We start from the raw sequence: 23,326 nt of genomic DNA on the forward strand, positions 1-23,326 counted from the left end.
TAGTTCAGTATAGACCCCGTTCACGGTAGCAACAATCGTCAATATCGGGCATCGTGTCGGTTTTCCGACAGATGGTCTGAATGTGTTGAGGAAAAGGAGAAGTAATATGGAACAAACCGATTTACGCGTCATCCGGACGAAGAAATTGATCAAAGATGCCTTCTTCAGCCTTATAGAAGAACGGGGATTTGAAGCCGTCACCGTCAAACAGTTGACCGAACGGGCAGGTATCAATCGGGGCACCTTTTATAGCCACTATGTGGATAAGTTCGAGTTGATGGAGAAATGTGTCGATGAAATTTTTGAGGAAGCCGAACAGAAGTTGATTCATCAGTTGCCGCACATCTTCGGAGACGAACGGACCGACAACTCGTACCATTACCTCATTCCGTTCATTCGCTTCATCGAAGACAACCAAATCATCATGAAGCCGCTCCTCGGACCGAACGGAGATCCGACGTTCCAGGCAAAGCTTCGAAAATTTATGCAAGCTGCCTTGTTTCAGCGCTCGCCTGTAACCTTGTTTAATCCGGATAAGATGCTGGTCCCGCCTCCATATCTCGTCGCCTATCTGTCTTCGGCTCACATGGGCGTCATCTATGAGTGGTTGAACAATCCGTCTTCGGAAGAGACAGCGGAAGACATCGCCCGGATTATCTATACGATCACCTATGAAGGACCGCTCGTCGCTGGTGGTGTGAAGTCAAACGAATAGAGCCTCCCGCACATACTGCGAGAGGCTATTTTTATGAAACGCGAACGTGCACGTGCAAGTTCCCATTTTCTTCAGTTGTCGTCTGATATGCGTTCTGTACTGCCTCAAAATCATGCCAGGCGATGCGGTATAACTTTCCTCGCATCCCTTCAAACTCGAAGGCGAGATGTTGTAAATCCGACATACCTAGGATCCGGTCAAACGGTCCACCCTCGCCAGTCCATTCCAATTGATTCGCCGAATCTTTCAATACGAGGTCGAGTCCATGCATCACTTTTTCTTTGATCAATTGTCCATCCGCCGCAACACGCATCCCGTCTTGAATATCATGCATCCGACACGATTCGATCTCATCAAACGGGATGGTGATTTCATCGCCGTTCGCAAAGTGAAGCGTGATTGTTTTTACGATCATCTTAGATTCCTACTTTCGTTCAGTCTCTGTTCCCTTACTATACAAAACTTTTTCCGATTCAGGGATGACATCTTTGTGGATGTGGCAAATCCGTAAAAGCATGTTCGTTTCATTTGGAAACGGGAATAGAAGAGGTAGCACTCATTCTGTTTTTTGAAAATAACACTTCGGAAAGGCGGCGAATATATGCCATCAGTGGAAAAGTCGGTCATCGTCATCGGCGGAGGGCTCGGCGGCTTGTCAGCGGCCATCTCACTCGCTCAAAAAGGTTACGACGTCTCACTCTACGAAAAGAACGATCACATTGGCGGGAAAGTGAATCGTCTCGAACAAGACGGATTCGGTTTCGACCTCGGACCCTCGATTTTAACGATGCCTCACATCTTCGACAAACTGTTCCGTGGAAGTGGGAAACGCATGGAAGACTATGTGTCCATCAAGCGGCTTGAGCTCGAATGGCGCTCGTTCTTCCCGGACGATACCATCCTCGACCTTTACCATGACCTCGAACAGATGCAGCGAGCAAACCCTTCCCTCTCTCGAAAAGATATGCAGGAATATCGTGAACTGTTGAATTACGCAGCGCGCATCTATAAGACGACCGAGAAGGGATACTTGGCCGAAGGGTTTGAATCCCCATTAGAAGCCGTCATGAAAACGGGCATTTTCCCGACCCTATTCGGATTCGATTTGACGTCGACGATGTATAGCGCCATCAAGAAACGGATCAGTAATCCGCACCTTCGGGACATGCTGTCGTATTACGTCAAATATGTCGGGTCGTCTCCGTATAACGCACCGGCCGTCCTCAATATGATGATTTACATGCAGTACGCCCAAGGCTGTTGGTACGTCGAAGGTGGGACCCATAAGCTTGCGGAAGGCTTGACGAAGCTCGCCGAAGAGATCGGTGTAAAGCTACATACCGGCGAAGGCGTGGTTCGTGCCCATACGGTGAATGAGAAAGTGACCGCCATCGAGCTCGAAGACGGACGTCTCCGTTCTGCTGATTATTTCGTCTCGAACATGGAAGTCATTCCGTTCTATCAGAAGATGGTCGACGCGGACGAACAGTACGTCGACAAACTCGTCGATAAATACGAACCGGCAAGTTCCGGATTCGTCCTCCATCTCGGGGTGAAAAAAGCCTATCCACAACTGGCACATCATAACTTCTTCTTCTCTGAGAACCTACATGAACAGATGGATAAAATTTTTGAGAAACACGAACTTCCGGACGACCCGACAATCTATCTCGTCAACGTCAACAAGACCGACCCGACCCAAGCGCCACCAGGACACGAGAACATCAAAATCTTGCCACACATCCCGTATATTCAAGATGAACCGTTCACGGAAGAAGAATATGCCGCCTTTGAAGAGCGTGTACTCGACAAATTGGAACGGATGGGGCTCGATGGTCTGCGTGAACATACCGTGACACGCGACGTGTGGACGCCGCACGATATCGAGCGGACGTACGGATCGGACCGAGGTGCCATTTATGGAACGGTCGCCGACAAGAATCGGAACGGTGGCTTCAAACATAAGAAGCAGAGCGAACTCTATCACAACCTCTACTTCGTCGGCGGAACCGTCAATCCGGGCGGTGGCATGCCGATGGTGACGCTCAGCGGTCAGCAAGTGAGCGACAAGATTGCGAAACGTGACAAAGTGAAGTGATTCTTTTTATCCCTCATGTTCAATGAGGGATTATTTTTTGAAACTTTTTCCAATAACCTTCCGTATATTGAGCTACGATACAAACAATCAAATAGACAAACGGAGGAACAGGATGCATCAAATCACAAGTTATTTCTTTATGTATGCCAAAGTTGTCGTCACGGATAAAGTTCCATTCATTTGGACATTCGTAATCCCACTCATAATCGCCTTGACGCAGTCATTTTCAGATATTCGCCAAGCAACGACAGCGGAATACTACCCAGGGCTCTCTTATTTCTGGGTGTATATTATTCTTGCTACATATGTGAACGGTGTCGGTGTAGAACTCGCCCGTATGCGTGAATACGGACTGATGAAGACGTACGTGATGATCTCCGGGAACAAACTGACATACGTCATCGCCGTCATCTTGGCACAGCTGTTGTTCGCTTCCATCAGCCTGCTTTTATTCACGACGGTCGTCACGCTCGTTCACGGGTTCTTCTCGTTCAAGTTGATTGCAACGTCTCTACTCGTATTGATTGGCAGTATCCCGTTTGCGGTTGCCAGTGTCGCCATCACGGCACTTCCAGTGAAAGTATCGAGTCTCGGGACGTTCGCGAACATACTGATGTTCCCACTCTTTTTACTGGCAATCAAGTCACCTGATCAATGGTTCAGCTTCCTCAACCCGTTCTACGCGCTTCACGAATTCGCGCTCGGGTTGTTGCATCTGACGACTCAAGTCGACCTTTCGTTCGGAGTATGGGCGACAGGCCTCTCTGTACTTGGGTATTTCATCATCGGCGCGATTGCGTTGAAACGCTTCAGTCTCGTCTCACTCATGACACGCTAGGAGGTTCTTATGCACGTAAACCAACTCACTTATCGCTATCCGAAAGCGACGCGTCCCGTGCTCGATGACGTATCATTCACGTTACAACCGAATAAGCTGAACGTGTTGATCGGACAAAACGGTGCCGGGAAGACGACCCTGTTTGATTGTATGACGGGTACCCTTCCTGTTGACAAAGCGTCACTCGACCTCGTTCCGACGACGGACATGCTCTATTTGACGCAACTCATGTATAACCATCATGAGTTGACGGGCAAAGACTTCGCCTACTTCATCGGACGTCTGTCGCAGCGTCCAGACTTCAAGAAACTCGAGTCTTATGTGAACAACCTTTCGACGTCTCGAGAACAAGAACTATTCGAACATTTATGGACGATGAAGCTCGGAAAGATGTCGGTCGGGGAGAAGAAATGGCTCTTCGTGACGCTCTTATCTTCAATCAAACGTTCCCTCTATTTATTTGATGAGCCGACGAGTGGGGTCGACCCGGCGTCCCGCATTCAAATCATGCGCCGCCTACAACGCCTCGTCGACGAGGGCAAGACATGCCTCATCTCGACGCATCAGTTGCATGACTTGGCTCAACTTGATGCCCACGTCATCTTCCTGCACGGCGGACGTATTTTGTATGAAGGGGACTTCCAGGACTGGCTCAAAGAATCTGGAACGACCGACCCGGATGAAGCGTTCGTTCGGATGGTCGACACACCACTTGATGATGTGGCGGTGACACGATGAATGACTCGTTTTGGGAACGACACCGGTTCACATTCTATACAATCGGCATGGTCGTCTGCGGTTTTCTCATCTCCATGTTCTCATAAAAAAAACTCAGCCTCTGACGCTCTGTCAGGGGCTGAGTTTCTGTTTACGATGTGCTTGTTGTAACTCCCGATTGGTCACATGCTCCGGGTCCGCTTCACGTAATTTACGGTCCATCGGCACGTACAAGATGAGAAGCGGAATGATGCCAATCAATACGACACCGAGTAGTTCTTGCATCGAATCCAATACGATCCACGTGAGGAAGGTGAATACACCAAGTGACACAAACATGGCGACGATGATGAGAAATTCCCGACGAACGAGGCGTTGGTATTCCTCGTCTTCGTTAAATGTACGTAACATCTTCATCCGTCGCCACGCTTGATAGAGCATCGGCAGTTGGGCCACGAGGAAAGACAAGGCAACCGTCGTCACCGTGATCCCGTTTATGACCGAAACAACGAGAAAGAGAAACAGACCGATGATGCCAAATATTGCGCTGATTCCTCGTGCGTCGAAATCCTGTTCCACCATTTTGGGGAGGCGTTCTTGTTTATTCATCACGCTTCACTTTTTCGTTTTTTCCGTTGCAACTGGACATGACCGAGTTCGACACCCGTCACGTGTAACGGGTCGATTTCTTTTAGCTTGCGGTCGATTGGAAAACTGAGAATCAACAGAACCATGATTCCAATAAATGCAATGATAACGAACGTGAACAATGAAATCCACTCAAGCTCCGCACTGGTAATCAGTATGAGAACAAGTAATGGCGAGGTAAGACCCAATAAAAATTCAGATCGCACGAGTTGTTGATACCGTTTGTCTTCGTTAAATGACAGTAATAACTTCTTGCGGTGCCATGATTTATATAAGGCAGGAAATTGTCCGAAAAAAATCATAGCATACAACAAGAAGACGTTCGTCGTCCATATATAGAAGAAGGTCAAGACGATGGCCCCAACCAATGGAAGGGTCAATTGTTTCTTTCGTTTCTTATCATCTTTCAACATCTGTTCTAATCTAACTTCATGGTCTACCATCGAATCCCCCTCGTGTGTTTTCGTTAATCATATTTACGAATCGTTCCAAGATTAAGTTTCAATCCGGCTCAATCCCATTCTCTAGGATGTATGTCGTCTCTTCATAGCACTGCTTACTGTATGCATCATCACGTTTCAATAACGAACTGAAAAATGCCTCAATCAACTCTTTCTGGCGCAAACGACGTGAAATGATGGTGCTTTGAATCGTAGAAATTGCGGTCTCTCGCAATGTATCGTCATCCATCCATGTGAGAAGCTCCACGACCAATTCTTTAACATCGAGAACATCTAGTGAATTTAACCAAATATTCGCACCAAATGTTTTTTCACTCGTCACCTCACTGTAAAGTAGATTCTGTGCATAATCTGACAGCGTCTCTCCTTCATTTATTCCTACGAATGAATCCGTCTCGATGACGCTTAGCGCTTCATTGAATTGATCAAACGAATCGAATAGCACATCGATTTTTTCAGCCGTCGTATCTAATAAAGCAATCTTAGGAATCACCCCATCGCGATAATCGAACATGAGGAAATAGTGTCCATCGCCCGTGAATGCAATCAGACGTTCATCCTCAACGCCCCACTCTTTCAAAAGGTTTTTTGATTCAACTAGTCCTTCTCGTAAACTCATGCCCATAATGGAATCAATCACAATCGTATCGTTTAGCCCGTTTAGGATCACGGATAATTCACGTTGCTCGATGAATCCTCCATTTTGAGTTCGAAGCAATTGAATATAACTTTCCGGTAATTTCACGCCAAGTTGTGATTCAACTTCTCTCACAATTTCTTCTGTCAGATCCGGCAATGTATTCGTATGGTCAATTTCATCTCTCCAGACAATCACTCAACGCTACACCCCTTTTTATTTTCGATTCACGAGTCCCAACAAACTCTCGACCACGTGCTCGTCATCAATCTTTAAAATCTTCCAGTCGACCCATGACTCGAGAATGAGGCAACCCGCAATCAGCATCGCACAGCCAAGGCTTAACGTATCAAGCGATATGTACTTCAGTGCATAGAGCGCCATCGTCGATATGACACCAATCAAGAGGATAAACTGAATCATGCCTTTTAAATAGATGAAGCGCTGGTACGTGGATGAGTCATTGAACTGTAAAAACAACTGGATTTTATGCCATGTCGCTACCAGAAGCGGCATGAGCATCGCCGCACAAAAGATGAACAGGGATAGGCTCATTCTGGAATCATTGAACAATAGCCAAAGCGCCGTCACTACACCGATGATGATCACTAGTAGCGGACCCTTTTTAGTCCATGCTTTGTCGTACAAGTATTCCATTCGTTCTTCACGTAACACCTTACACACCTCCAACAGTAAAAAACATCCAATTTATCGATATCTATATCTTAACAATTTATAAGCAAACTTTCGAGGTTTTCCCATTAAAAAGGAAAAAGCATCTGACGATTGTCAGATGCTGATTAATTTGAATGCCTGCGAAGGAGTCGGAATAAAAAGATTCCAATCATCGTCAACAACCCTAAGTTTAGAATTGTCCATCCCATGTCCATTACTTGTTGCATAAGATTACCCCTTTCATTCTATTCTTCTAATTTATACGCGTCTTTCTAAAAAAGGATTCGTTCAAAACGTGGAACTTTTTTAACGTTTAACTCGCTCGGTTCACCGACGCGCGAGTTGGCTTTACCTTCCCACTCAACTGAAACACGAGCACCCCACCGACAATCAAGACAATCCCGACGACCGTTTTCCATGTGAACGGGACGACCGTCAAGCCGAACCATCCTAACGTATCCCAGAGGAGCGCGAACAAGATTTGAGACACCATGACAATCGAGAGGGCGTAACTCGGTCCGAGCCGCTCGACCCCTTGTGTCACACTCATGACGACCCCGACGCCGAGGATTCCACTGAACCAGAACCACGTCTCCATCTCTTCTACTCGGAACAAGGCGCCACCTTCCTGAAACAGACCGATGAGTAGCGATGCCAAAAATCCGAGGCCAAGAACGAGTGTCGTCGTCGCCCATGCCCCGACACGCTTCTTGACGTTGGCGTTAAACGTGTTTTGCACACAGACGAGCATCCCGCCGATGACAGCAAGCATCATCCCAATCGCCATGATCCTCCCCTCCTATTCATAAATGCTCTCCCCGACAATCTCTAACAAGCCTTCCCGATCGACGAGCGTGATTACCCGCCGATTTCGTTCAATCAATCCTGCCTCGACGAAACGCTTGAGCGTCCGGTTCACATGGCGATAACTCGTCCCAATCAAATCAGCGACATCCGTCAATTGGTCGACCGTCGAGCCGAGTGTTTGGTCATTCGGCGTCATCGATAACAGATAACTCGCCAAGCGCACTTCCACGGGATAGAACAAATTGAAGCTGAGTGATTGTGATTTCCGTTCAAATTTTCGTGTGATCTCTTCTAATAAATAGTGTAACCACGCAACATCGTGGTGGGCATGACGAACCAAATCCTCGAACCGAATGACAAGCATTTCGACTTCCGTGACGGCCTCGACCGTATTCAAAAACGGGGTCCGTTGAATATATTCGATGTCCCCAATCAAATCGAGAGGATATTTGAAGGAAAGGACGAGACGTTTGCCGGTAGCGGAAGTATGGGAGACGCGAATCTTCCCTTTTACTAAGAAACGGAGATGCTCCGCTTCATCGCCTTGCGTACAGATGATGTCTCCCGGCTCGTATCGGACAAGCTTCAATTCTTGTTGCGCAGCGACAGGCAAAATGTCTAATTTGAACTGCTTCACATACGCCTCGACCATGTACGTTCCCCCTACCATTTTAATAAAATGACTCCTGCGATCATCATGAACACCCCGAACAACTGCATCCCGTTCAACTTCCGTCGCACCATTCCGAACCAGCCGCGCCAGTCGATGACGAGTGCGAGCGCCAACTGTGCGATGAGAAACAAGGAAATCGTGAGCGTGACCCCGAGCTCGTGGACGGCCGTCATATTACTGAACAAGATGATTGCCGCGAACGCTCCGCCAGATAAATAGAGCGGGTTCACGTGACGCATCTCGATATAAGTGCGGTCGCGGAGCACCAGCATGACGAGGAGCGCGACGACGAATCCAGTGAATTGTGTCAACGTCGCTGCTTGCCACGTCCCAATCTGTGAACTGATTCGGGCGTTAGCGACACTTTGCAACGTGAGAAAGAATCCCCCACTCATGGCGAACAGCACTCCTCGCATCGTTCTCCCCCCTTAAGATAAACGAATCAATACAATTCCAATCACCATGACAACCAGACTGACGAGTTGTACCCCGGTGACCGGATTTTTCTTCGCGCCGAACCAACCGAAGCGGTCGATGAGCAAGCTACCGCATAACAGTCCGACGATGACGATGATGACAGCGATCCCTGTCCCGACAATCGGTACGATGAGGACGTTTCCTCCGATGAAGAGCGCCCCGATGATCCCACCGAGCCAAATCCACCACGGTTGACCTTTCAGTTGACCGAGCGGAACCGGTTGGCGTGAGACGAGTAAAATGAGTAAGAGCGCCAAGGTTCCGACAACGAAAGAGACCAATGCCCCTTTCAGAGCCGATTCGAGCACTGTTCCCAAATAGCCGTTAATGGCCGTTTGCGTGGCACTCATCATCCCAGTGAAAATCCCGAACAGTCGCCACAGGTTCAGATTCCTAGTGTCCGTTTCCATGGAGACGACCAGTTTGCCTCTTCGGCGGTTGAGCCAATCGGATAAGGCGACCGTTCCGATGACTCCGAACAAGACGAGCACGACTCCGAACAAACGAAGCGCCGTAATTGGATGTTCTACAGAATTGAACCAACCGAAATGGTCAATCAACAACCCCATCAAAATCTGTCCAAAAATCGGCATGATAACCGTCTGGACACTCCCGAGTCTTGGGAACAGCAAAATATTTCCCGTTAAGAACAAGACCCCTAACAGTCCGCCAATCCACATCCAACCCGGACCTTCCTGAATCACCGAGCCGTCAAATCCGAATGACTGTCCGGTCAATAAGAGCAATAAAGACAAAAAGATCGTCCCGACAGTAAACGATAAAAAAGATGCAACGAACGGTGAGCCGACCACCTGACGCAAACGTGAGTTGACACTCGTCTGCATCGGCAATAAAATCCCAATCGTCAATCCAATCAAAATAGCTAACATGAATGTCTTCCTCGATTCTACTAGTTCTGTGTACATTGTCAGCTTACGCCTCCGTACTGAAGAAGAAAAGGACCGATGTCCTCAAACAAAAAACGAACCCTTCTCAGGTGTTCGTTTTGGACTCATGGAAGCGTTGATCGCGTGCTTCACGCAATTCTTTCCCTCGTACATGATGCGCATCGAGCGAGTGTAAGTTTCGATTGATGACGTAGGGTGCCAGAATCGACATCACACCGATTCCGAACAACCCGGCAATGGCGACGACAGGAGACAACGAGTCGGCATAATAGGCAGCCAATAAGCAGATGGTCAATACGAAGCAGAGCCACTGGATGCCAAAGTCTGTATACACCAACCGTTGATAACGCGTATCCTCGTTAAAGGTCAGGAGCAGTTTTGTCTTCCGCCACTCGAAACAGAGATACGGAAAAAAACTGATGAAGACGAGGAGTGGAGCGTAGAGTTTGGACTGTGTGGCAATCACGAGCGTCATCACGACCGTCGCGATGGCGACGCCCCACCCCCAACGCCAATGACTGTCATCCTGCTCCAGCAATTGTTCAATTCGCTTTTCTTTCGTCAGCATATGTACTCCTTTCATACGAGCGGTAATGCTTTGTCACCTCATCTCGTGTTGGTTGCTCCGGGTCGGCTTGTCGCAATTGTTGGACGGTCTGATAGTGCGTCCATGCTAATATGACGATGCCTAGACCGAAGATGATCCATGCGACAGGTGCAATTTGCAGACGACTGAAGAGAACCGCTGCTGTGACCGCTCCAATCCAGTAAGAATAGAGGCGATACAAACGTTTTGTCAGCAAGATGCCTCGACCCACCGTGAAAATCTGTAAGACACGTCCTTCTTTGATCGTCAGCCTTATGAGTAGGACAGCCGTGAGGACCGAACCGATTCCCCATATCCACCACGTGTCAAAACCGAGCACAAAACTGTTACAAAAAATGAGGGCTCCCGTGAGCCAAAGGTGGAGGGTTTGTCGTGACTGCCGATATCCTCCGATTACTTGAATCCGTTCTTTCTTTGTCATGACTGCTTACGACCTTTCCTTGAAATATCATCTAACGTATGTTTCAAATGTTCCCGGTTTGCCCGGGTCCACTCGCCCGATGTGACGTGGTGCTCATCAAGCGCGGATTGTTTCCGGTCAATCCAACGTGGAATCAATATGAGACACGGTCCGCCGATCAGGAGCGTCCAACTCATCCACGGTAAGATATCGATTCCGTTGAAATGCAACCCAATCAAAATCATGAACCAGATCAAACTCATCAACATGACAGAAAAATCGATACGCAATAGACGATGATAGCGTGTCGATTCGTTGAAGGATTGCTGTAATATCATCTTCCTCCATTCAAGCCATGTCGTATAAAGAAGCACGACACCGGGTACAAGAATGCTATATGGACTCCATGTCGAAAGAAAATAGATGGATACGCCTAGCATGATTACGCTCACGATGATGTTGAGACGAGTATATCGTTTCTCAAACTGTTCAATCTGTTGAAATCGCTCTGCTTTGTCCACGGTATCACCTCAGTCTTTCACGAAGTCGAGTTTGATTTCGCGGCGCATCGGCTGTTCTTCGTCATACTGCGGCATCTGTCGGTCGAGCATTTTCTGTGCGACTTGCAATAAGATGACCCCGCCTAAGAAGACAACGAAAAGCGACCATGCCGGCCAATTAATCAGGACGATGAATGGGAAGAGAATCGCCAACAAGACGAGGAGTCCCATTTCCGATACATATTGCCAATCGATGATGCGCTTGGCTTGTTCCACACTGGTCAACTTTCTGACGAAGCGACGTTCTCGTCCGATTGCGAACAACATGCCTGCCAATGTGACCCCTAATGGAATGATATACTTTGACGCACCGTCAGACTGCAGCGCAAGAAAGACAAACATCCCAGTCAGACCTGCCAGTCCCATTCTCCAAAAGAGCCAACGCTGTTGATAACGATAAATCGTATTAATCCGTTCTTGTTTGTTCATCTCATTCATCCTTTCAGAATCGTCGAATCTCGCGACGTGTCGGTTGCTCCGGATCGAGCCAGCGGATTTGTTGATCGAGCTTCTCTTGAGACCATAAGATATAAAGCAATGTCCCACCGATAAGAACCGCTGGAATCCAAGACCATTCCATGATTCGAATGGCTAGCGGATTGACGAGTCCTAGCAATGCGATAAAGAGGAAGTCCAGATGATACTGCAATGTCACGACACGTTTCACCTGATCTTGCTCCGACAATCGACTGATCGCCTCTGCTTCATGCGAAAGGAAGTAACGAGTCGCAAGTAACACTCCGCCGATAATGGCGAACCCAACCCAAATATTCCCGTCCGTTCGTATTAAAAAGTAGACCGCGAGAGCAGCTGGAATTGCTAGAAAAAGTCGTTGCAAAAGTCGCTTTCGATTTGATTGTTTAATCATATGTAATCGTTCTTGCTTATTCATCTTGATTCACCTCTTATTCCACTATACGGGATGAGCATGAGAAAAGTTCCGTTATTTTACATTTTCGTACCAAAGTCATGTTTCTTGACGATATGAACTTCTCGTCTTATAGTTTAGTTAACTTAACTATATTTTGAAGAATGAAAGTAAGAGGTTATTAACATGGGTTTATTGAACAATTCCCGATTTATGTTTATCTGGTTATCTGGAATGACGCTCACGCTCGGGTTTTCGATTTTCTTCTTGAGCGTCTCTTGGTTGACGATCGATGTGTTGAAGCAACCAACACTTCTCGGGATTATCTTGACTGCGGTCTCGTTGCCGCGTGTGGTCATGATGGTATTCGGCGGTGTGTTCGCCGACCGATTCCAAAAGAGTCGCTTGTTATGCTTAACAAATATCGGACAAGGCGTGTTGATGTTAATTGTCGTTGCGCTCCATTTTGCTGATGCGTATTCGGTGACAGCCCTCTTGATCATCTCCGTATTGTTTGGTCTTTTAGATGGCATGTCTTACCCGGCACTGTCATCACTTATGCCTTCAATCGTATCAGGTCAACAATTGCAACGGGCAAATTCCCTTTTCCAAGGGTCGCTCGAGTTGATGTTCGTCATCGGTCCGTTCCTTGCAGGAATCCTACTGACGTGGGGAAGTTTCGGTCTCAGTTTCGGCACGTCGGCTGCATTGATTTTCCTCTCCGCGATTTTGATCATGCCACGTCTGATTCAAGACAATATTCCCGAGGTCGCTCCACTCTCAGCGAAAGATGTACTCCTTGATTTGAAAGAGGGCATTCGTTACGTATCGCAGACACCTGTGTTACGTAGTGGGACGTTCGCCATTGCCATCGTCAACTTGTTCGTCATGGGACCACTCATCATGAGTATCCCGATTCTCGTTGGTGCGATCGGAGGGACAGCATTTGATTTGAGTATCATCGAAGGCGGGCTCGCTGTCGGGACATTTGTCGCAAGCTTCCTGATTCTATTGTTACGGTCGGTTCATCGTGGACGCTTCGTCTTCCGCGCCCTGTTCCTGACACTCGGCGCCTTCTTCCTCTACACGCAAGTCCAATCGATTCCGCTTCTCGCGGTCGCGGCTTCTATGAGCGGATTTATGATTATGCTCGTCTACTTGCCGACCGTCACCATCATGCAGGAACAAAGCGATTCTGACAAAATTGGTCGTGTCATGAGCATCATGTCGCTCGCCGCCTCAGGCCTTGAACCGATTGCGTTCGCCATTTTATCGGTACTCGTCGCCTTGTCCGTACCAATTCAAACGCTCTTGCTGGCGTTTGGTATAATCGGATTAGTTTGTGGTGTCCTCTTATACCTCCGGAGCGAAACGTTCCGACAGACACCGTAAAGAAAGGATGAATGACACGTTGAATGAAACACGAAAGCAACAAGTCCTCACGATGTATCGCCAAATAGATGAGCTCGACTTGCTGTTCACGAAATATTTCACGGAACTGAACGAATTCGAGTTGAGCTATCAACAAGAACAGATGCTACTTCTCTTTAAACGCCAAAAGACGTGGACGACGACAGAGATTGCGACGAAGATGTCCATCTCCAAAAGTGCCGTCAGTCAGGTGCTCAAAGTGCTCGAACAACGTGACTTCGTCGCGCGGGAAAAGAATCCTGAGAACCTTCGAGAAAGCTTCATCCGACTTGGCCCGAACGGCCTGGCGTACTCGAAACAAATCGATGCGATTGAAGAACGCCTCGCTGAAGAGATGTTCTCCGTCCTCGAGGATGACGAGATGAAGATGATCAACCGCTCGCTCGCGTTGATGATTCAGAAATTCAAATAAAAAAGACAAATCGCCGCTAGTCGGACGATTTGTCTTTTTCGTTATACCAACCCTTGTACGATTCGATTCGCCGACCGCAATGCCCCTTCGATATGTCCCCCGAACTGCGCATCCGTCTCCGAACCAATCAAATGGAGACGGTCTCCGAGCTCAATCGGACCGTAAGCCGGGAATGCCGTGAGCGGCAGGAAGTCGTCAGATGTCGCTGTCTCTGATTCTGTCGACCAGTCCATATAATGAAATCGCAAGAAGTCATTCGCTTTCGGACCATACAGCTTCTCCAGTTGTTCGATGACGCGCGTCTTTACTTGTCCTTCTCCTAACGCTTCCCGTTCTCCCGGTGACAGACGGAAAAATCCGAACAGCGCACCTGGTCCATCTTTCAGAGAAGCGTCATGAATCTCTTGAAGTGGACCGACCCAGCTCATCCCAAAGCCAGACAGACCTTCTTCTCGCCAGAACGGTGTCTCGTATACGATGAGCACTTTCGCCTGAGAAGCCATCCATGTGGGAGTCGTTTTGAGCGCTTTTCGCGTTTGCGCTGACAATGCCGGTTCAATTGCCACTTCCGCAACGAGACGAGGTGGAATCGCAAGGATCACGTCATCCGTGTGATGCACCGAACCATTTTGAAACGTCAGTTGGACTCGGTCCGACTGTCGGTCAATGGACGTGAGGCGATGCCCAAGCCGAACGATGTCATCGGGCAACTTCGCATGCAGAGCTTCCACCAAACTCGTCATCCCACCGACTAGACGCTTGGATAAGACGATGCTTTCTTCCGGTAACACATGTCGTTCCGGTGCGATCGTCGTTTGACGTTCGAGCACCATGTGTCCTGTCGTATGTTGAACAAATGACTCGAGTCCGATTGTATCCACGAGTTCAGAGATGGTCTTCTCCGTATCCGGCCAATACCATGTCGGTCCGAGGTCATAGCCGTCCTTCGTCAAAATACGACCACCAACTCGATCACGTGCCTCAAAGATGATGACGTCATATCCATTTTGATGAAGTTGGGTCGCAGCATAAAGCCCGCTGACACCAGCTCCAATGATGGCGATTGATTTCATTGTAAATTCTCCTTTGTCGTCCGTCTCTCCTCGATTATACTGAGTTAGATGATTGTATCTGTTCTAGAAAGGACGACATCAATTGAAAAATATGTTCTATTATCTCTTATTCCCTTATATCGTATTGATGCGCATCCTGTACCGATTTATTCGGACAGAGAATGGGATGACTTGGGCGATGTGTCTTGTCTCATACCCCCTCTGGTCTCTATTTTTATTCGACATCATTCAATGGTCGATTTTAGTCGAGTCTGTGATCGTCCTTTACGTAACAAGCGCTCTATATGTACCACATTTTTTCTTTGACACGGATGTGAAACGAAGACGGCCAAATGGTTACATCCCAATTGAGGAACGGCATCATTAAATCCAATCGATTTCATTCAAATAGTCTAGAAGCTGTTGATTTGTGATGTCATCTTGTCTCAACAGTGCTTCTCCTTGCGCTACTCGCTGATCTTCCGGGAAATAGAGTTGTAGAATCGCCAAGCACGCTTCTACAGTCGTCGCAAAACTCTCATCTTTTACGTTGATTGTTAAATACCAACCTCGGATGACGCGCTTCACGATGGAGCGCTTCTCCAGATGTGACATCTGTCCACGAAACAATTTCGACTTGGCTGCTTCAATCGAAGAAACCAAGTCCTGGTTCAACGCCTCACTCACACGATCATCCGGCTTCATGTGTGGGAATCGAGTTGAGACATCTTCCCCGTCCACACACGTACAGAGATGTCGTAACCAAAAGCCCCATTCAAAACGGTTCGCCGGATCCAGTGCCATATCCAGACGCCCGATATCATAATCGACTTTGATGACTTCCGGATGTTCCGTTAGCAATTGCTCTGTCTGTTCCACCAATTCCGTCGCATCGACATCCTCATACACGAGTACCGTCAAATCGAGATCCGATTGTCCAGCAACAGCCGTCCCGCGCCCGATACTTCCATAAAGGTATATGCTGTGTAGCTGTTCATCGAATGCTTCTTTCACCAATTCGATTGCTTTAAAAAGGACAGTTTCAAACTCAGGCTGCACATGACGGATGGACGTTTGGTTGATGACGTACCCCGCCTCGTCCGTACCAAGTCGGGTCGGCCGTTTCATAGATACGTACCGACTCGTTGAAATGTAGTAAACGTCATGATGTATCGAACTCCTTTTTTTAGTTTATGCATGTCGGATTTGAAATGCCACGGTTCCCCCTTTCAAACAGGTTATATTTGGAAGTATAATGAAGACGCAGAAAAGGAGGTATGTGTATATGAACTTCATCATGGTCTTATTATTCGGACTCATTTTAACCGTCTTGCCAATCGCTGTACTAATCATCGGTATTTTGTGGATTCGCAATGTCGTGGCACGTTCTGAGAAACGAGCAGACGAGCAACTTTTTATGGAACGTGAACGCTCGAAACAGATACAAGTATTGATCGAACGTCTCGACCACATCGAACAACAATTAGATTCAAACGCAAAACGCAGCTGACTTAAGTTAGCTGCGTTTCGTCTGATCACACTTTCCATTCAAACGGTTTAGACCGAATGAGTCCGAGCTTATGCCCGATTCGCCATCCCATCCCTCTCACTCGGTCAAACCATTTGTCACCGCGACCGACGAATGGCATGACAGCTCGAACTTGTGTGAAATCGACACGATGAGTGACATACTGATATGTCAAACCTACTGAAGATTGATTCGTTACAATCGACTCACACCACGCACGATCAAAAATGCGCTCCCATGATTTCCGAACAACTTCAGTCGAAAAATATGAATCCTCAAAGTCATCATACTCGTCGTCATAGTTTTCAAAAATATATCCATTACCTAAGACGATATGCCAATATTGAAATTCTGATGCTAAGATTGCTTCATCTGGAATCTCAACTGTTAAGACAACCCCTTTTGCACCTTGATCAATATGCCCGTCACTTCCTAAATCGGGAAACTCGTCCCAACACCAGATCGGATAGTTCCCATTCAATGAGATACCGATACGCTTCTCGTATTGTTCAACCATCCAATCGTAAGACATTTTAAAATCCTCAAAATCAGGATCCATGAATAGTGCATGTTCTCCACTTGCCTCAAGATATCCCTTTTCCAAAGCCTGATGCCACGCAGCTTCATGCTGGTATGTATAATAAATTCCCAATGCCTTTCAATCCTTTCATCGTTACTCGTCTGCTATTTTAAAAGATTTCAGCAAAAGAACTACGATAAAAAATTACCTGGTCATATTATATGATGGGTCTTAATGATACGGGTGAAGATAGATTAATCAAAGATGAGGGACGACCGTATTCCATCGATTCGTCGATGAACGTCTCTAATGTGCGCACGTTTTCCGTTACAACTTTGACGAGGTAACTATACTGCCCGGCTAAGCGATGACATTCGATCACGGACGGCTGTTGACAACAAAATTCACGGAACGCCTCACAACGATGGGTGTCATAAAGAATAAAGGCGGTCACGTGTTTGTCCATCTTTTCGGGGTTAATGACGGCCCGATAGCCAATGATGACTCCGCGTTCTTCAAGTCGCTTTACCCGTTCGGTCGCAGCAGGCGTAGACAATCCAATCTGTCGTCCTAATTCGGTCATCGAGATTCGGGCTTGTTGTTGCATCAATTCAAGAATATGACGGTCTATTTCATCCATTTGGCATTCACCTTTCAAAATAAAGTGAAACGGTACATAATCCGTTCTTTCTTAAGTCATTCGCTGAAACTTCCGTCAAACCTCTATGTATCTGTATTCCTCCGTTGCATACACTTGAAGTAACCAATTCAAGGGGGAATCAACATGCAAACAACAGTCGTTCCATTACTCATAATCGATGTCCAACAAGCCTTTCACGATCCAAGCTGGGGCAACCGCAACAATCCACAATGTGAAGAGAATATCGCACGGTTGATTGAAGCATGGGAAAATCATGATCAACCGATCATCTATGTCCAACATGTCACGAACGTCCCAACCTCACTCTTCTATTTCAAAAAAGACGGTTATTTGTTCCAAGACTTCATTCAACCTCGTGAACAAGATGTCATCCTAACGAAACAGGTGAATAGCGCCTTCATCGGAACGGACCTACAGGAACGACTTGAATCACTTGGTGCGACACAGATGGTCATCACCGGATTAATCACGAACCATTGTGTCGAGACGACCGCACGGATGGCAGGAAACTTAGGATTCAACCCAATCGTCGTCTCTGATGCGACGGCGACGTTCGACCGTCAATCGATCAGTGGGGCATGGATTCCCGCAACGGTCATCCATGATGTGTCGCTCGCTAGTCTAAATGAAGAATTTGCAACGATTCAAACGACGGAAACAATACTCCAATTCATTCAACAAAAAGAAGTACAGCCCTTCTCATGAAGGCTGTACTTCTTTGATGTCATCTGAAGCGCATAAAGCGAACGCCTCAGGTATTCTTATCGATGTCGTATAAGACAAATCAGAGGGCGGTCCACGTATGCAAAGTTATATGTCGTTCAAGTAATGGTACATAGTATTCTCCTTTTCCAATATATTTCGAGTGCTTTCAATCAAAATGACCAACTTTCCCCCGACTGTATAATCGATGGGTCACATGAGACGCATCGATTTGCTTCAATTTGCGGTCGAGGCTCGTGGATGCAACGATACCAAATAAAACGAGACTACAAGCCAACAGCAATCCCGAAGCGTAACCTTCTCTAAATAAAATCATCATACTCAAGAGTGTAAATAGTACAATCATTCCAAAACCTAGAGCAAACTCATACCAGACGAGCCGTCGATATCGCACGCTTTCGTTAAATGTCAAAAGAGCATTCGTCCGAAACACAAGCTTGATACACGCCGTGACCGGAAATAAGATGATGAACCAAGTCATTTCGGCTAATCGCTGATAACCATTCCAGTAAAACAGAGCACCACTGAAGACAAACAAGAGCCCTACTTGAATCGCAAGACGGGTCGAGCGTTTTGCAGATGCATACATATGGTTGAAGCGCTGTTTCGTCTCACTCATCCACTCACCTCACGACATGACTTTTCGTTTCATCTGTTTCCAGTGTACAAACGCATTCGCAAACCAAATGATCGCCAACAGCGGGAACATGACGTTCATCCAGTTCGAACGTTCTATGTGGAACAAAGGAATCGTAAGAAAGAGAGCCAAGTTCAATATACCTGCTCCAAGATACATGAAAAATAGTAATCGGTAATTCGATTTCATCGTGAATCCTCTGTACTCAAAACCGGATACTTCACTGCATTTTTCACAAGCTTGTCTTCAATCGCTTTTGTCACATCGATGTCAGCAGCATGTGCGAACGTCAGCGCATAAATTAACACGTCTGCCAATTCCTCTTCCATCTCCGTCTTCTTCGTCTCAAGCGCTTCTTCACTCGACACCCATTGGAATACCTCAAGGAGCTCACTCGCCTCAAGTGATAACGATAACGCCAAGTCTTTCGGGTTATGATGGAACGCCCAGTCGCGCTCATCTCGAAATTCAATTACTTTATCCATTAATCGTTGTACTTCGTTCATATACTCCACATCCTCACTTTTCATATTTAATCATGTTCCCCACAGTAAAAACTCCACGTCTTACATACTCTTGAATCAACCGAATGGAAACCTCTTCTGATAACTCCTCTAATTCAAGCACTTGCTTCAATTCTTCATGAAATGAAATCAGCGTCGGTATTTTGTTTTCAAACTTATACGCCTTCTCGAGTCGAATCAGAAAAAATGAAACATCATGTCTCTTTTCGATCGGTAAGTCATGCTTTAATAAGACATATTCTAATTCAGTTTTTAACTGATTATGTAGTGTTGAATCTTGCTCAATCACTCGAAGTAGAAGGGATTGAAGCATTTCAACTTGAGATTCTAACTCGAACATACGTGTTTGCATCTCTTCGAATTGCTTATCCATTGAATAGAGTCACTTCCCTTCACTAATTCGTCATACATTCTATTTTACCAAAAGATGTAACTTTAATGTGTGATCATCTTCCTCTTAAGCCCTTCTCTGTAAAATGTTATACTCCAACTAAAAAGGGAGGGATTCGGTGCTTACTTTCCAAAACGTCTCGGTGCGCCAACAAGACACACTCATTCTCGAAAACATTTCATTTACGATCCAACCCGGTGAGTTGGCGGCTATCCACTGTGGCGTCATTTCCCGAGAAATCATCTTCGGTCTCATCAGTCAGGAGATCTCGACATATACCGGGAACATCGACCATGCTTCAACGCTGTCCCTCTTCTCCATCCGGGACGGTTTATACGACCGGCTCACCATCGAGGAGTATTTGCACTTCACCAAGCGCCTATATGATTCAACTGACTCGGTCGACTCGGTGATGCAGCAACTCCAACTCACGACTTACCGCAAGCAACGCCTCCACCGTCTCAATCGTTCCCTTGTCAGACGCACACAGTACGCCGCGCTGCTTCTCCAGGACCGTGACCTGTATGTGTTTGAAGAACCTGACCAAGACGTGGACCAAGAGACACGCCACCTTTTACGCGATACGTTACAGACATTGACGTCGAGACAAAAAGCCGTCCTCGTGTTGACAAGCAACATAGAGAGTGCGCTCTTCATGACATCGACCGTTTATCGGATCGACCATCGTCACTTACGCCTGTTAGACGTGGAACCAGAAGAAACGGATGAGACAGACATCTCATCTGAGGTCATCCATGTCCGTTTCGAAAAAATCCCGACGAAAGTGAACGAAAAAATCATCTTACTCGATCCTCCTGAAATCGACTTCATCGAAAGTCAGGACGGACAGTCGATTTTACATAGTCAATCGGATCAGTTCCCGAGCGTCTTCACGATGAACGAGCTCGAAGCGCGTTTGACTCCGTACGGTTTCTTCCGCTGCCATCGGTCATATCTCGTAAACTTACAACGTGTCCGTGAGGTCATCACCTATACGAAAAATAGCTTCAGTCTCGTCTTGGATGATTCAGAGAAGACAACGATTCCGTTATCCAAGACAAAAATGGCAGAATTGAAGACGATGATGGGGCTCAAATAGTCTCCATTCACAGTTCTATTCGCTTTATTCAACTCCTGATAAGCGCCATTTATCGCCATTCGAGTGCGGTCTTTCCCCATTCCTTATACGATAGAGGCAAGCAAGACGACATCGACAAGGAGGAACGGGAATGGAACCAATCATTCAAGTGAACGGGTTGAAGAAATTGTTTGGGAACGAGGAAGCATTACATGATGTGACGTTTACAGTTGGAAAAGGAGAAGTGTTCGGCTTCTTGGGACCGAGTGGTTCTGGAAAGACGACAACGATAAAAATCTTGACGTCACAACTCGCACAGACAGCCGGGGATGCCACTGTCTTCGGTGTGCCGGTCGCTGACTTGAAACAAGAACAGTACCGCAAACGCATTGGCGTGTTGACGGACAATAGCGGTCTCTATACACGACTTTCTATAGAAGAGAACTTGAGCCTATATTGTGACCTTTATGATGAACCAAAGACTCGGATCGATGAGGTATTGAACATGGTCAACCTCAGCGGGGAACGGAAGAAGCGCATCGACAAACTCTCTAGAGGGATGTTGCAACGGGTGACACTCGCACGCGCCCTTCTTCATGAGCCAGAGTTACTGTTTCTAGATGAACCGACATCGGCTCTCGATCCGGTCAACTCTCGACATATCTATAAAGGAATTGAACGGTTGAAGGCTAACGGGACGACCATCTTTCTGACGACACATGATATGCAGGAAGCGGAAGAGCTGTGTGACCGTGTCGCTTTCTTACATCAAGGGTCGATTCAACTGCTCGATGCCCCGAACGTATTGCGCAGGAAATATGCGACGGGATCGATGCGAGTCGAATTGAACAACGGTCAGACGCATGAAGTGACGCAAACCGACGAAGGCGCGGATTGGCTCCACAAACAGATGCGTGCTAAAAATATCGCATCGATCCATTCCAACGAGCCGACACTCGGCGATATCTTTATCGAAGTGACAGGGAGGAAATTATCATGACTTTTTCAATGAAACGCGCACTCGCCATTTTCCAAAAAGACTACAAGGATCTGTCTCGAAACTTGTTCGTCTCGTCGACCTTGATCATGCCACTCTTCTTCGCTGTCTTCTATTCACGAATCGGTGACGGCGGCGTCGATATCACGTACTTCGTCATCAACATCACGTTTAGCCTCGTGGCCATCTTCGTACAATGTGCGTTGATCGCCGAAGAGAAAGAGAAGAACACGCTTCGCGGGCTCATGTTGTCCCCGGCGAGCACGCTCGACATCTTGCTCGGAAAGAGCGCACTCACGTTTGTGACGACGATGATCCTCATCGTAGCCTCATCATTTTTGATGGATTATGCCCCGCAAAATCTGGCTGTGATTGCCCTCGCGCTCATCGTCTCGACATTCTTTTATATCGGGATCGGAACGATGTTCGGCTTGATGACGAAGACGGTCATGGAAGCTTCACTGATTGTCATGTTGCCGTTCTTTTTCTTCTCGTTCTCACCGATGTTGTTGCCACTACAAGACCGTTTCGCTATTATCGGAGTGCTTGAGTATTTACCGAACGTGCTCTTGATTGATGTGGCTCATCAAGTGGAAGACGGTGCGAACTTCGGTGCCGTCGGGCTAGAGCTTGGGTTGCTAACTGCTTGGGCGCTTGCTGCATTCGTCGGTAGCGTCGTGATGTATAACCGGAAACAGACGGATTAAACAAAGACGGAGCGACGAATAGAATCGTCGCTCCGTCCTTTCGTATATACTTCGTACACCAATCAGACTTACGACGCTCAGTCTTTTTTCGTCAGCAAATTAGTAAGTGTTTTTCTCACTTCTGGATTTTTTGCTAATGCTAATGCGGCACCACTGACTCCTGCTATAATCGATGCTCCCATCCATTTCTTGAACTCCGAATCTTTTTGAAATGACTTGTCTACCATGCGTTCAATACGATCATTGAGTTTGTCTCTAGTTTCATCCGATAGGTTGTCTTCTTTAAGTTGCTCAGCAAAGACCTCAATCGCTTTATCAATTGTACCGTACACTTTATCTTGCGATTTTGAACCGACTCCCCCCATGTTGCTAACGGCATTTATGACGTCTGGGGTATGCTTCAACATCATTTCGTATTGTTTAAAAGGGATGTCATTCATATCCTGTTCATCTCCCATAAGCTGTTTTGCAGATTGAACAATTTCTCCTTTTTCACTCATCACTCTACCTCCTAGTATGATCTCAATTCAAAGTTACGGTACGCATCGGTCCTAATATTCGACAAGTCGTGATACT

At 46.9% G+C, this 23,326-nt stretch carries 34 protein-coding genes; 11 read left to right on the forward strand and 23 right to left on the reverse strand.

What is annotated here, in order from left to right; genetic code table 11:
• Positions 1 to 106: 106 nt before the first annotated feature.
• Complete coding sequence (locus tag KD909_RS12795; protein WP_211781788.1) at positions 107 to 715, forward strand: TetR/AcrR family transcriptional regulator; 609 nt, start codon at positions 107 to 109, stop codon at positions 713 to 715.
• Between the two features lie 31 nt (positions 716 to 746).
• Here KD909_RS12795 and KD909_RS12800 read toward each other — a convergent pair whose 3' ends face one another.
• Positions 747 to 1,130 carry a hypothetical protein gene (locus KD909_RS12800; protein WP_211781789.1) on the reverse strand — a complete coding sequence of 128 codons (384 nt, stop codon included), beginning with the start codon at positions 1,128 to 1,130 and terminating at the stop codon, positions 747 to 749.
• A gap of 186 nt (positions 1,131 to 1,316) precedes the next feature.
• Here KD909_RS12800 and KD909_RS12805 point away from each other — a divergent pair, with 186 nt between their 5' ends.
• The 3 genes from KD909_RS12805 (at position 1,317) to KD909_RS12815 (ending at position 4,389) form a co-directional block, all read left to right on the forward strand.
• Positions 1,317 to 2,813, forward strand: a complete 1,497-nt coding sequence (locus KD909_RS12805; RefSeq protein ID WP_211781790.1) for a phytoene desaturase family protein — start codon at positions 1,317 to 1,319, stop codon at positions 2,811 to 2,813.
• Positions 2,814 to 2,925: 112 nt separating this feature from the next.
• Positions 2,926 to 3,651, forward strand: a complete 726-nt coding sequence (locus KD909_RS12810) for a hypothetical protein (RefSeq protein WP_211781791.1) — start codon at positions 2,926 to 2,928, stop codon at positions 3,649 to 3,651.
• A gap of 9 nt (positions 3,652 to 3,660) precedes the next feature.
• Positions 3,661 to 4,389, forward strand: a complete 729-nt coding sequence (locus KD909_RS12815; RefSeq protein WP_211781792.1) for an ATP-binding cassette domain-containing protein — start codon at positions 3,661 to 3,663, stop codon at positions 4,387 to 4,389.
• A gap of 111 nt (positions 4,390 to 4,500) precedes the next feature.
• On the opposite strand, the gene KD909_RS12820 is transcribed toward KD909_RS12815, so the two are convergent.
• The 13 genes from KD909_RS12820 to KD909_RS12880 form a co-directional block, all read right to left on the reverse strand.
• Positions 4,501 to 4,977, reverse strand: coding sequence for a hypothetical protein (locus KD909_RS12820; protein ID WP_211781793.1), 477 nt, complete (start codon positions 4,975 to 4,977; stop codon positions 4,501 to 4,503).
• Positions 4,977 to 5,459: a hypothetical protein gene (locus tag KD909_RS12825; protein ID WP_211781794.1), complete on the reverse strand. Its 483-nt coding sequence runs from the start codon at positions 5,457 to 5,459 to the stop codon at positions 4,977 to 4,979. Before KD909_RS12825 ends, KD909_RS12820 begins: the two co-directional genes overlap by 1 nt.
• Positions 5,460 to 5,517: 58 nt before the next feature.
• Positions 5,518 to 6,312, reverse strand: coding sequence for an SMI1/KNR4 family protein (locus tag KD909_RS12830; RefSeq protein ID WP_211781795.1), 795 nt, complete (start codon positions 6,310 to 6,312; stop codon positions 5,518 to 5,520).
• 18 nt (positions 6,313 to 6,330) lie between these two features.
• Positions 6,331 to 6,789: a hypothetical protein gene (locus KD909_RS12835; RefSeq protein ID WP_211781796.1), complete on the reverse strand. Its 459-nt coding sequence runs from the start codon at positions 6,787 to 6,789 to the stop codon at positions 6,331 to 6,333.
• A 313-nt stretch (positions 6,790 to 7,102) separates the two neighbouring features.
• Positions 7,103 to 7,576: a DMT family transporter gene (locus KD909_RS12840; RefSeq protein WP_211781797.1), complete on the reverse strand. Its 474-nt coding sequence runs from the start codon at positions 7,574 to 7,576 to the stop codon at positions 7,103 to 7,105.
• 12 nt (positions 7,577 to 7,588) lie between these two features.
• Complete coding sequence (locus KD909_RS12845; RefSeq protein WP_211781798.1) at positions 7,589 to 8,248, reverse strand: Crp/Fnr family transcriptional regulator; 660 nt, start codon at positions 8,246 to 8,248, stop codon at positions 7,589 to 7,591.
• Positions 8,249 to 8,259: 11 nt separating this feature from the next.
• Positions 8,260 to 8,685 carry a DMT family transporter gene (locus KD909_RS12850; protein ID WP_211781799.1) on the reverse strand — a complete coding sequence of 142 codons (426 nt, stop codon included), beginning with the start codon at positions 8,683 to 8,685 and terminating at the stop codon, positions 8,260 to 8,262.
• Between the two features lie 12 nt (positions 8,686 to 8,697).
• Positions 8,698 to 9,636: a DMT family transporter gene (locus KD909_RS12855; protein ID WP_249199038.1), complete on the reverse strand. Its 939-nt coding sequence runs from the start codon at positions 9,634 to 9,636 to the stop codon at positions 8,698 to 8,700.
• Positions 9,637 to 9,739: 103 nt separating this feature from the next.
• Positions 9,740 to 10,222 carry a hypothetical protein gene (locus KD909_RS12860; protein WP_211781801.1) on the reverse strand — a complete coding sequence of 161 codons (483 nt, stop codon included), beginning with the start codon at positions 10,220 to 10,222 and terminating at the stop codon, positions 9,740 to 9,742.
• Complete coding sequence (locus tag KD909_RS12865; RefSeq protein ID WP_211781802.1) at positions 10,197 to 10,682, reverse strand: hypothetical protein; 486 nt, start codon at positions 10,680 to 10,682, stop codon at positions 10,197 to 10,199. The genes KD909_RS12860 and KD909_RS12865 overlap by 26 nt, the downstream gene beginning before the upstream one ends.
• A complete protein-coding gene (locus KD909_RS12870) occupies positions 10,679 to 11,182 on the reverse strand; it encodes a hypothetical protein (protein WP_211781803.1) in 504 nt (167 codons plus the stop codon). Before KD909_RS12870 ends, KD909_RS12865 begins: the two co-directional genes overlap by 4 nt.
• Before the next feature lie 9 nt (positions 11,183 to 11,191).
• Positions 11,192 to 11,650, reverse strand: a complete 459-nt coding sequence (locus KD909_RS12875) for a hypothetical protein (RefSeq protein WP_211781804.1) — start codon at positions 11,648 to 11,650, stop codon at positions 11,192 to 11,194.
• Positions 11,651 to 11,663: 13 nt separating this feature from the next.
• Entirely contained in the window at positions 11,664 to 12,113 is a 450-nt protein-coding gene (locus KD909_RS12880) for a hypothetical protein (protein WP_211781805.1), read from the reverse strand.
• Positions 12,114 to 12,275: 162 nt separating this feature from the next.
• On the opposite strand from KD909_RS12880, the gene KD909_RS12885 reads away from it, so the two are divergent.
• Complete coding sequence (locus KD909_RS12885) at positions 12,276 to 13,481, forward strand: MFS transporter (RefSeq protein ID WP_211781806.1); 1,206 nt, start codon at positions 12,276 to 12,278, stop codon at positions 13,479 to 13,481.
• Positions 13,482 to 13,500: 19 nt separating this feature from the next.
• Complete coding sequence (locus tag KD909_RS12890; protein ID WP_211781807.1) at positions 13,501 to 13,932, forward strand: MarR family winged helix-turn-helix transcriptional regulator; 432 nt, start codon at positions 13,501 to 13,503, stop codon at positions 13,930 to 13,932.
• A 41-nt stretch (positions 13,933 to 13,973) separates the two neighbouring features.
• On the opposite strand, the gene KD909_RS12895 is transcribed toward KD909_RS12890, so the two are convergent.
• Complete coding sequence (locus tag KD909_RS12895; protein WP_211781808.1) at positions 13,974 to 15,005, reverse strand: flavin monoamine oxidase family protein; 1,032 nt, start codon at positions 15,003 to 15,005, stop codon at positions 13,974 to 13,976.
• 363 nt (positions 15,006 to 15,368) lie between these two features.
• Positions 15,369 to 16,112, reverse strand: a complete 744-nt coding sequence (locus KD909_RS12900) for a nucleotidyltransferase domain-containing protein (protein ID WP_211781809.1) — start codon at positions 16,110 to 16,112, stop codon at positions 15,369 to 15,371.
• A 157-nt stretch (positions 16,113 to 16,269) separates the two neighbouring features.
• On the opposite strand from KD909_RS12900, the gene KD909_RS12905 reads away from it, so the two are divergent.
• Positions 16,270 to 16,494, forward strand: a complete 225-nt coding sequence (locus tag KD909_RS12905; RefSeq protein WP_211781810.1) for a hypothetical protein — start codon at positions 16,270 to 16,272, stop codon at positions 16,492 to 16,494.
• A 25-nt stretch (positions 16,495 to 16,519) separates the two neighbouring features.
• Here KD909_RS12905 and KD909_RS12910 read toward each other — a convergent pair whose 3' ends face one another.
• Positions 16,520 to 17,164, reverse strand: a complete 645-nt coding sequence (locus tag KD909_RS12910) for a DUF3841 domain-containing protein (protein ID WP_211781811.1) — start codon at positions 17,162 to 17,164, stop codon at positions 16,520 to 16,522.
• Between the two features lie 85 nt (positions 17,165 to 17,249).
• Positions 17,250 to 17,672: an Lrp/AsnC family transcriptional regulator gene (locus tag KD909_RS12915; protein ID WP_211781812.1), complete on the reverse strand. Its 423-nt coding sequence runs from the start codon at positions 17,670 to 17,672 to the stop codon at positions 17,250 to 17,252.
• A 144-nt stretch (positions 17,673 to 17,816) separates the two neighbouring features.
• Between KD909_RS12915 and KD909_RS12920 the strand changes: the two genes are divergently transcribed.
• A complete protein-coding gene (locus KD909_RS12920; protein WP_211781813.1) occupies positions 17,817 to 18,398 on the forward strand; it encodes a cysteine hydrolase family protein in 582 nt (193 codons plus the stop codon).
• A gap of 166 nt (positions 18,399 to 18,564) precedes the next feature.
• On the opposite strand, the gene KD909_RS12925 is transcribed toward KD909_RS12920, so the two are convergent.
• From KD909_RS12925 to KD909_RS12940, 4 genes are read right to left on the reverse strand one after another with little or no spacing between them, the layout of a single operon-like run.
• Positions 18,565 to 19,035, reverse strand: coding sequence for a hypothetical protein (locus KD909_RS12925; RefSeq protein WP_211781814.1), 471 nt, complete (start codon positions 19,033 to 19,035; stop codon positions 18,565 to 18,567).
• 9 nt (positions 19,036 to 19,044) lie between these two features.
• Positions 19,045 to 19,242 carry a hypothetical protein gene (locus KD909_RS12930; RefSeq protein WP_211781815.1) on the reverse strand — a complete coding sequence of 66 codons (198 nt, stop codon included), beginning with the start codon at positions 19,240 to 19,242 and terminating at the stop codon, positions 19,045 to 19,047.
• The gene (locus tag KD909_RS12935; protein ID WP_211781816.1) at positions 19,239 to 19,559 is read right to left on the reverse strand and encodes a nucleotide pyrophosphohydrolase; all 321 of its coding nucleotides are present in this window, start codon (positions 19,557 to 19,559) and stop codon (positions 19,239 to 19,241) included. The genes KD909_RS12930 and KD909_RS12935 overlap by 4 nt, the downstream gene beginning before the upstream one ends.
• A gap of 13 nt (positions 19,560 to 19,572) precedes the next feature.
• Positions 19,573 to 19,950 (reverse strand): hypothetical protein, encoded by a 378-nt coding sequence (locus KD909_RS12940; RefSeq protein ID WP_211781817.1) that lies wholly within the window; start codon positions 19,948 to 19,950, stop codon positions 19,573 to 19,575.
• 136 nt (positions 19,951 to 20,086) lie between these two features.
• On the opposite strand from KD909_RS12940, the gene KD909_RS12945 reads away from it, so the two are divergent.
• The 3 genes from KD909_RS12945 (at position 20,087) to KD909_RS12955 (ending at position 22,750) form a co-directional block, all read left to right on the forward strand.
• Positions 20,087 to 21,067, forward strand: a complete 981-nt coding sequence (locus KD909_RS12945) for a LytTR family transcriptional regulator DNA-binding domain-containing protein (RefSeq protein WP_211781818.1) — start codon at positions 20,087 to 20,089, stop codon at positions 21,065 to 21,067.
• 130 nt (positions 21,068 to 21,197) lie between these two features.
• Complete coding sequence (locus tag KD909_RS12950) at positions 21,198 to 22,046, forward strand: ABC transporter ATP-binding protein (RefSeq protein WP_074034792.1); 849 nt, start codon at positions 21,198 to 21,200, stop codon at positions 22,044 to 22,046.
• Positions 22,043 to 22,750, forward strand: coding sequence for an ABC transporter permease (locus KD909_RS12955; RefSeq protein WP_211781819.1), 708 nt, complete (start codon positions 22,043 to 22,045; stop codon positions 22,748 to 22,750). Before KD909_RS12950 ends, KD909_RS12955 begins: the two co-directional genes overlap by 4 nt.
• A 77-nt stretch (positions 22,751 to 22,827) precedes the next feature.
• Here KD909_RS12955 and KD909_RS12960 read toward each other — a convergent pair whose 3' ends face one another.
• On the reverse strand, positions 22,828 to 23,250 hold the full coding sequence (locus KD909_RS12960; protein WP_211781820.1) for a hypothetical protein: 423 nt from the start codon (positions 23,248 to 23,250) through the stop codon (positions 22,828 to 22,830).
• Positions 23,251 to 23,326 lie beyond the last annotated feature (76 nt).

The organism is Exiguobacterium sp. PFWT01, from assembly GCF_018255795.1.
In the GTDB taxonomy this organism is placed as follows: Bacteria; Bacillota; Bacilli; order Exiguobacteriales; family Exiguobacteriaceae; genus Exiguobacterium.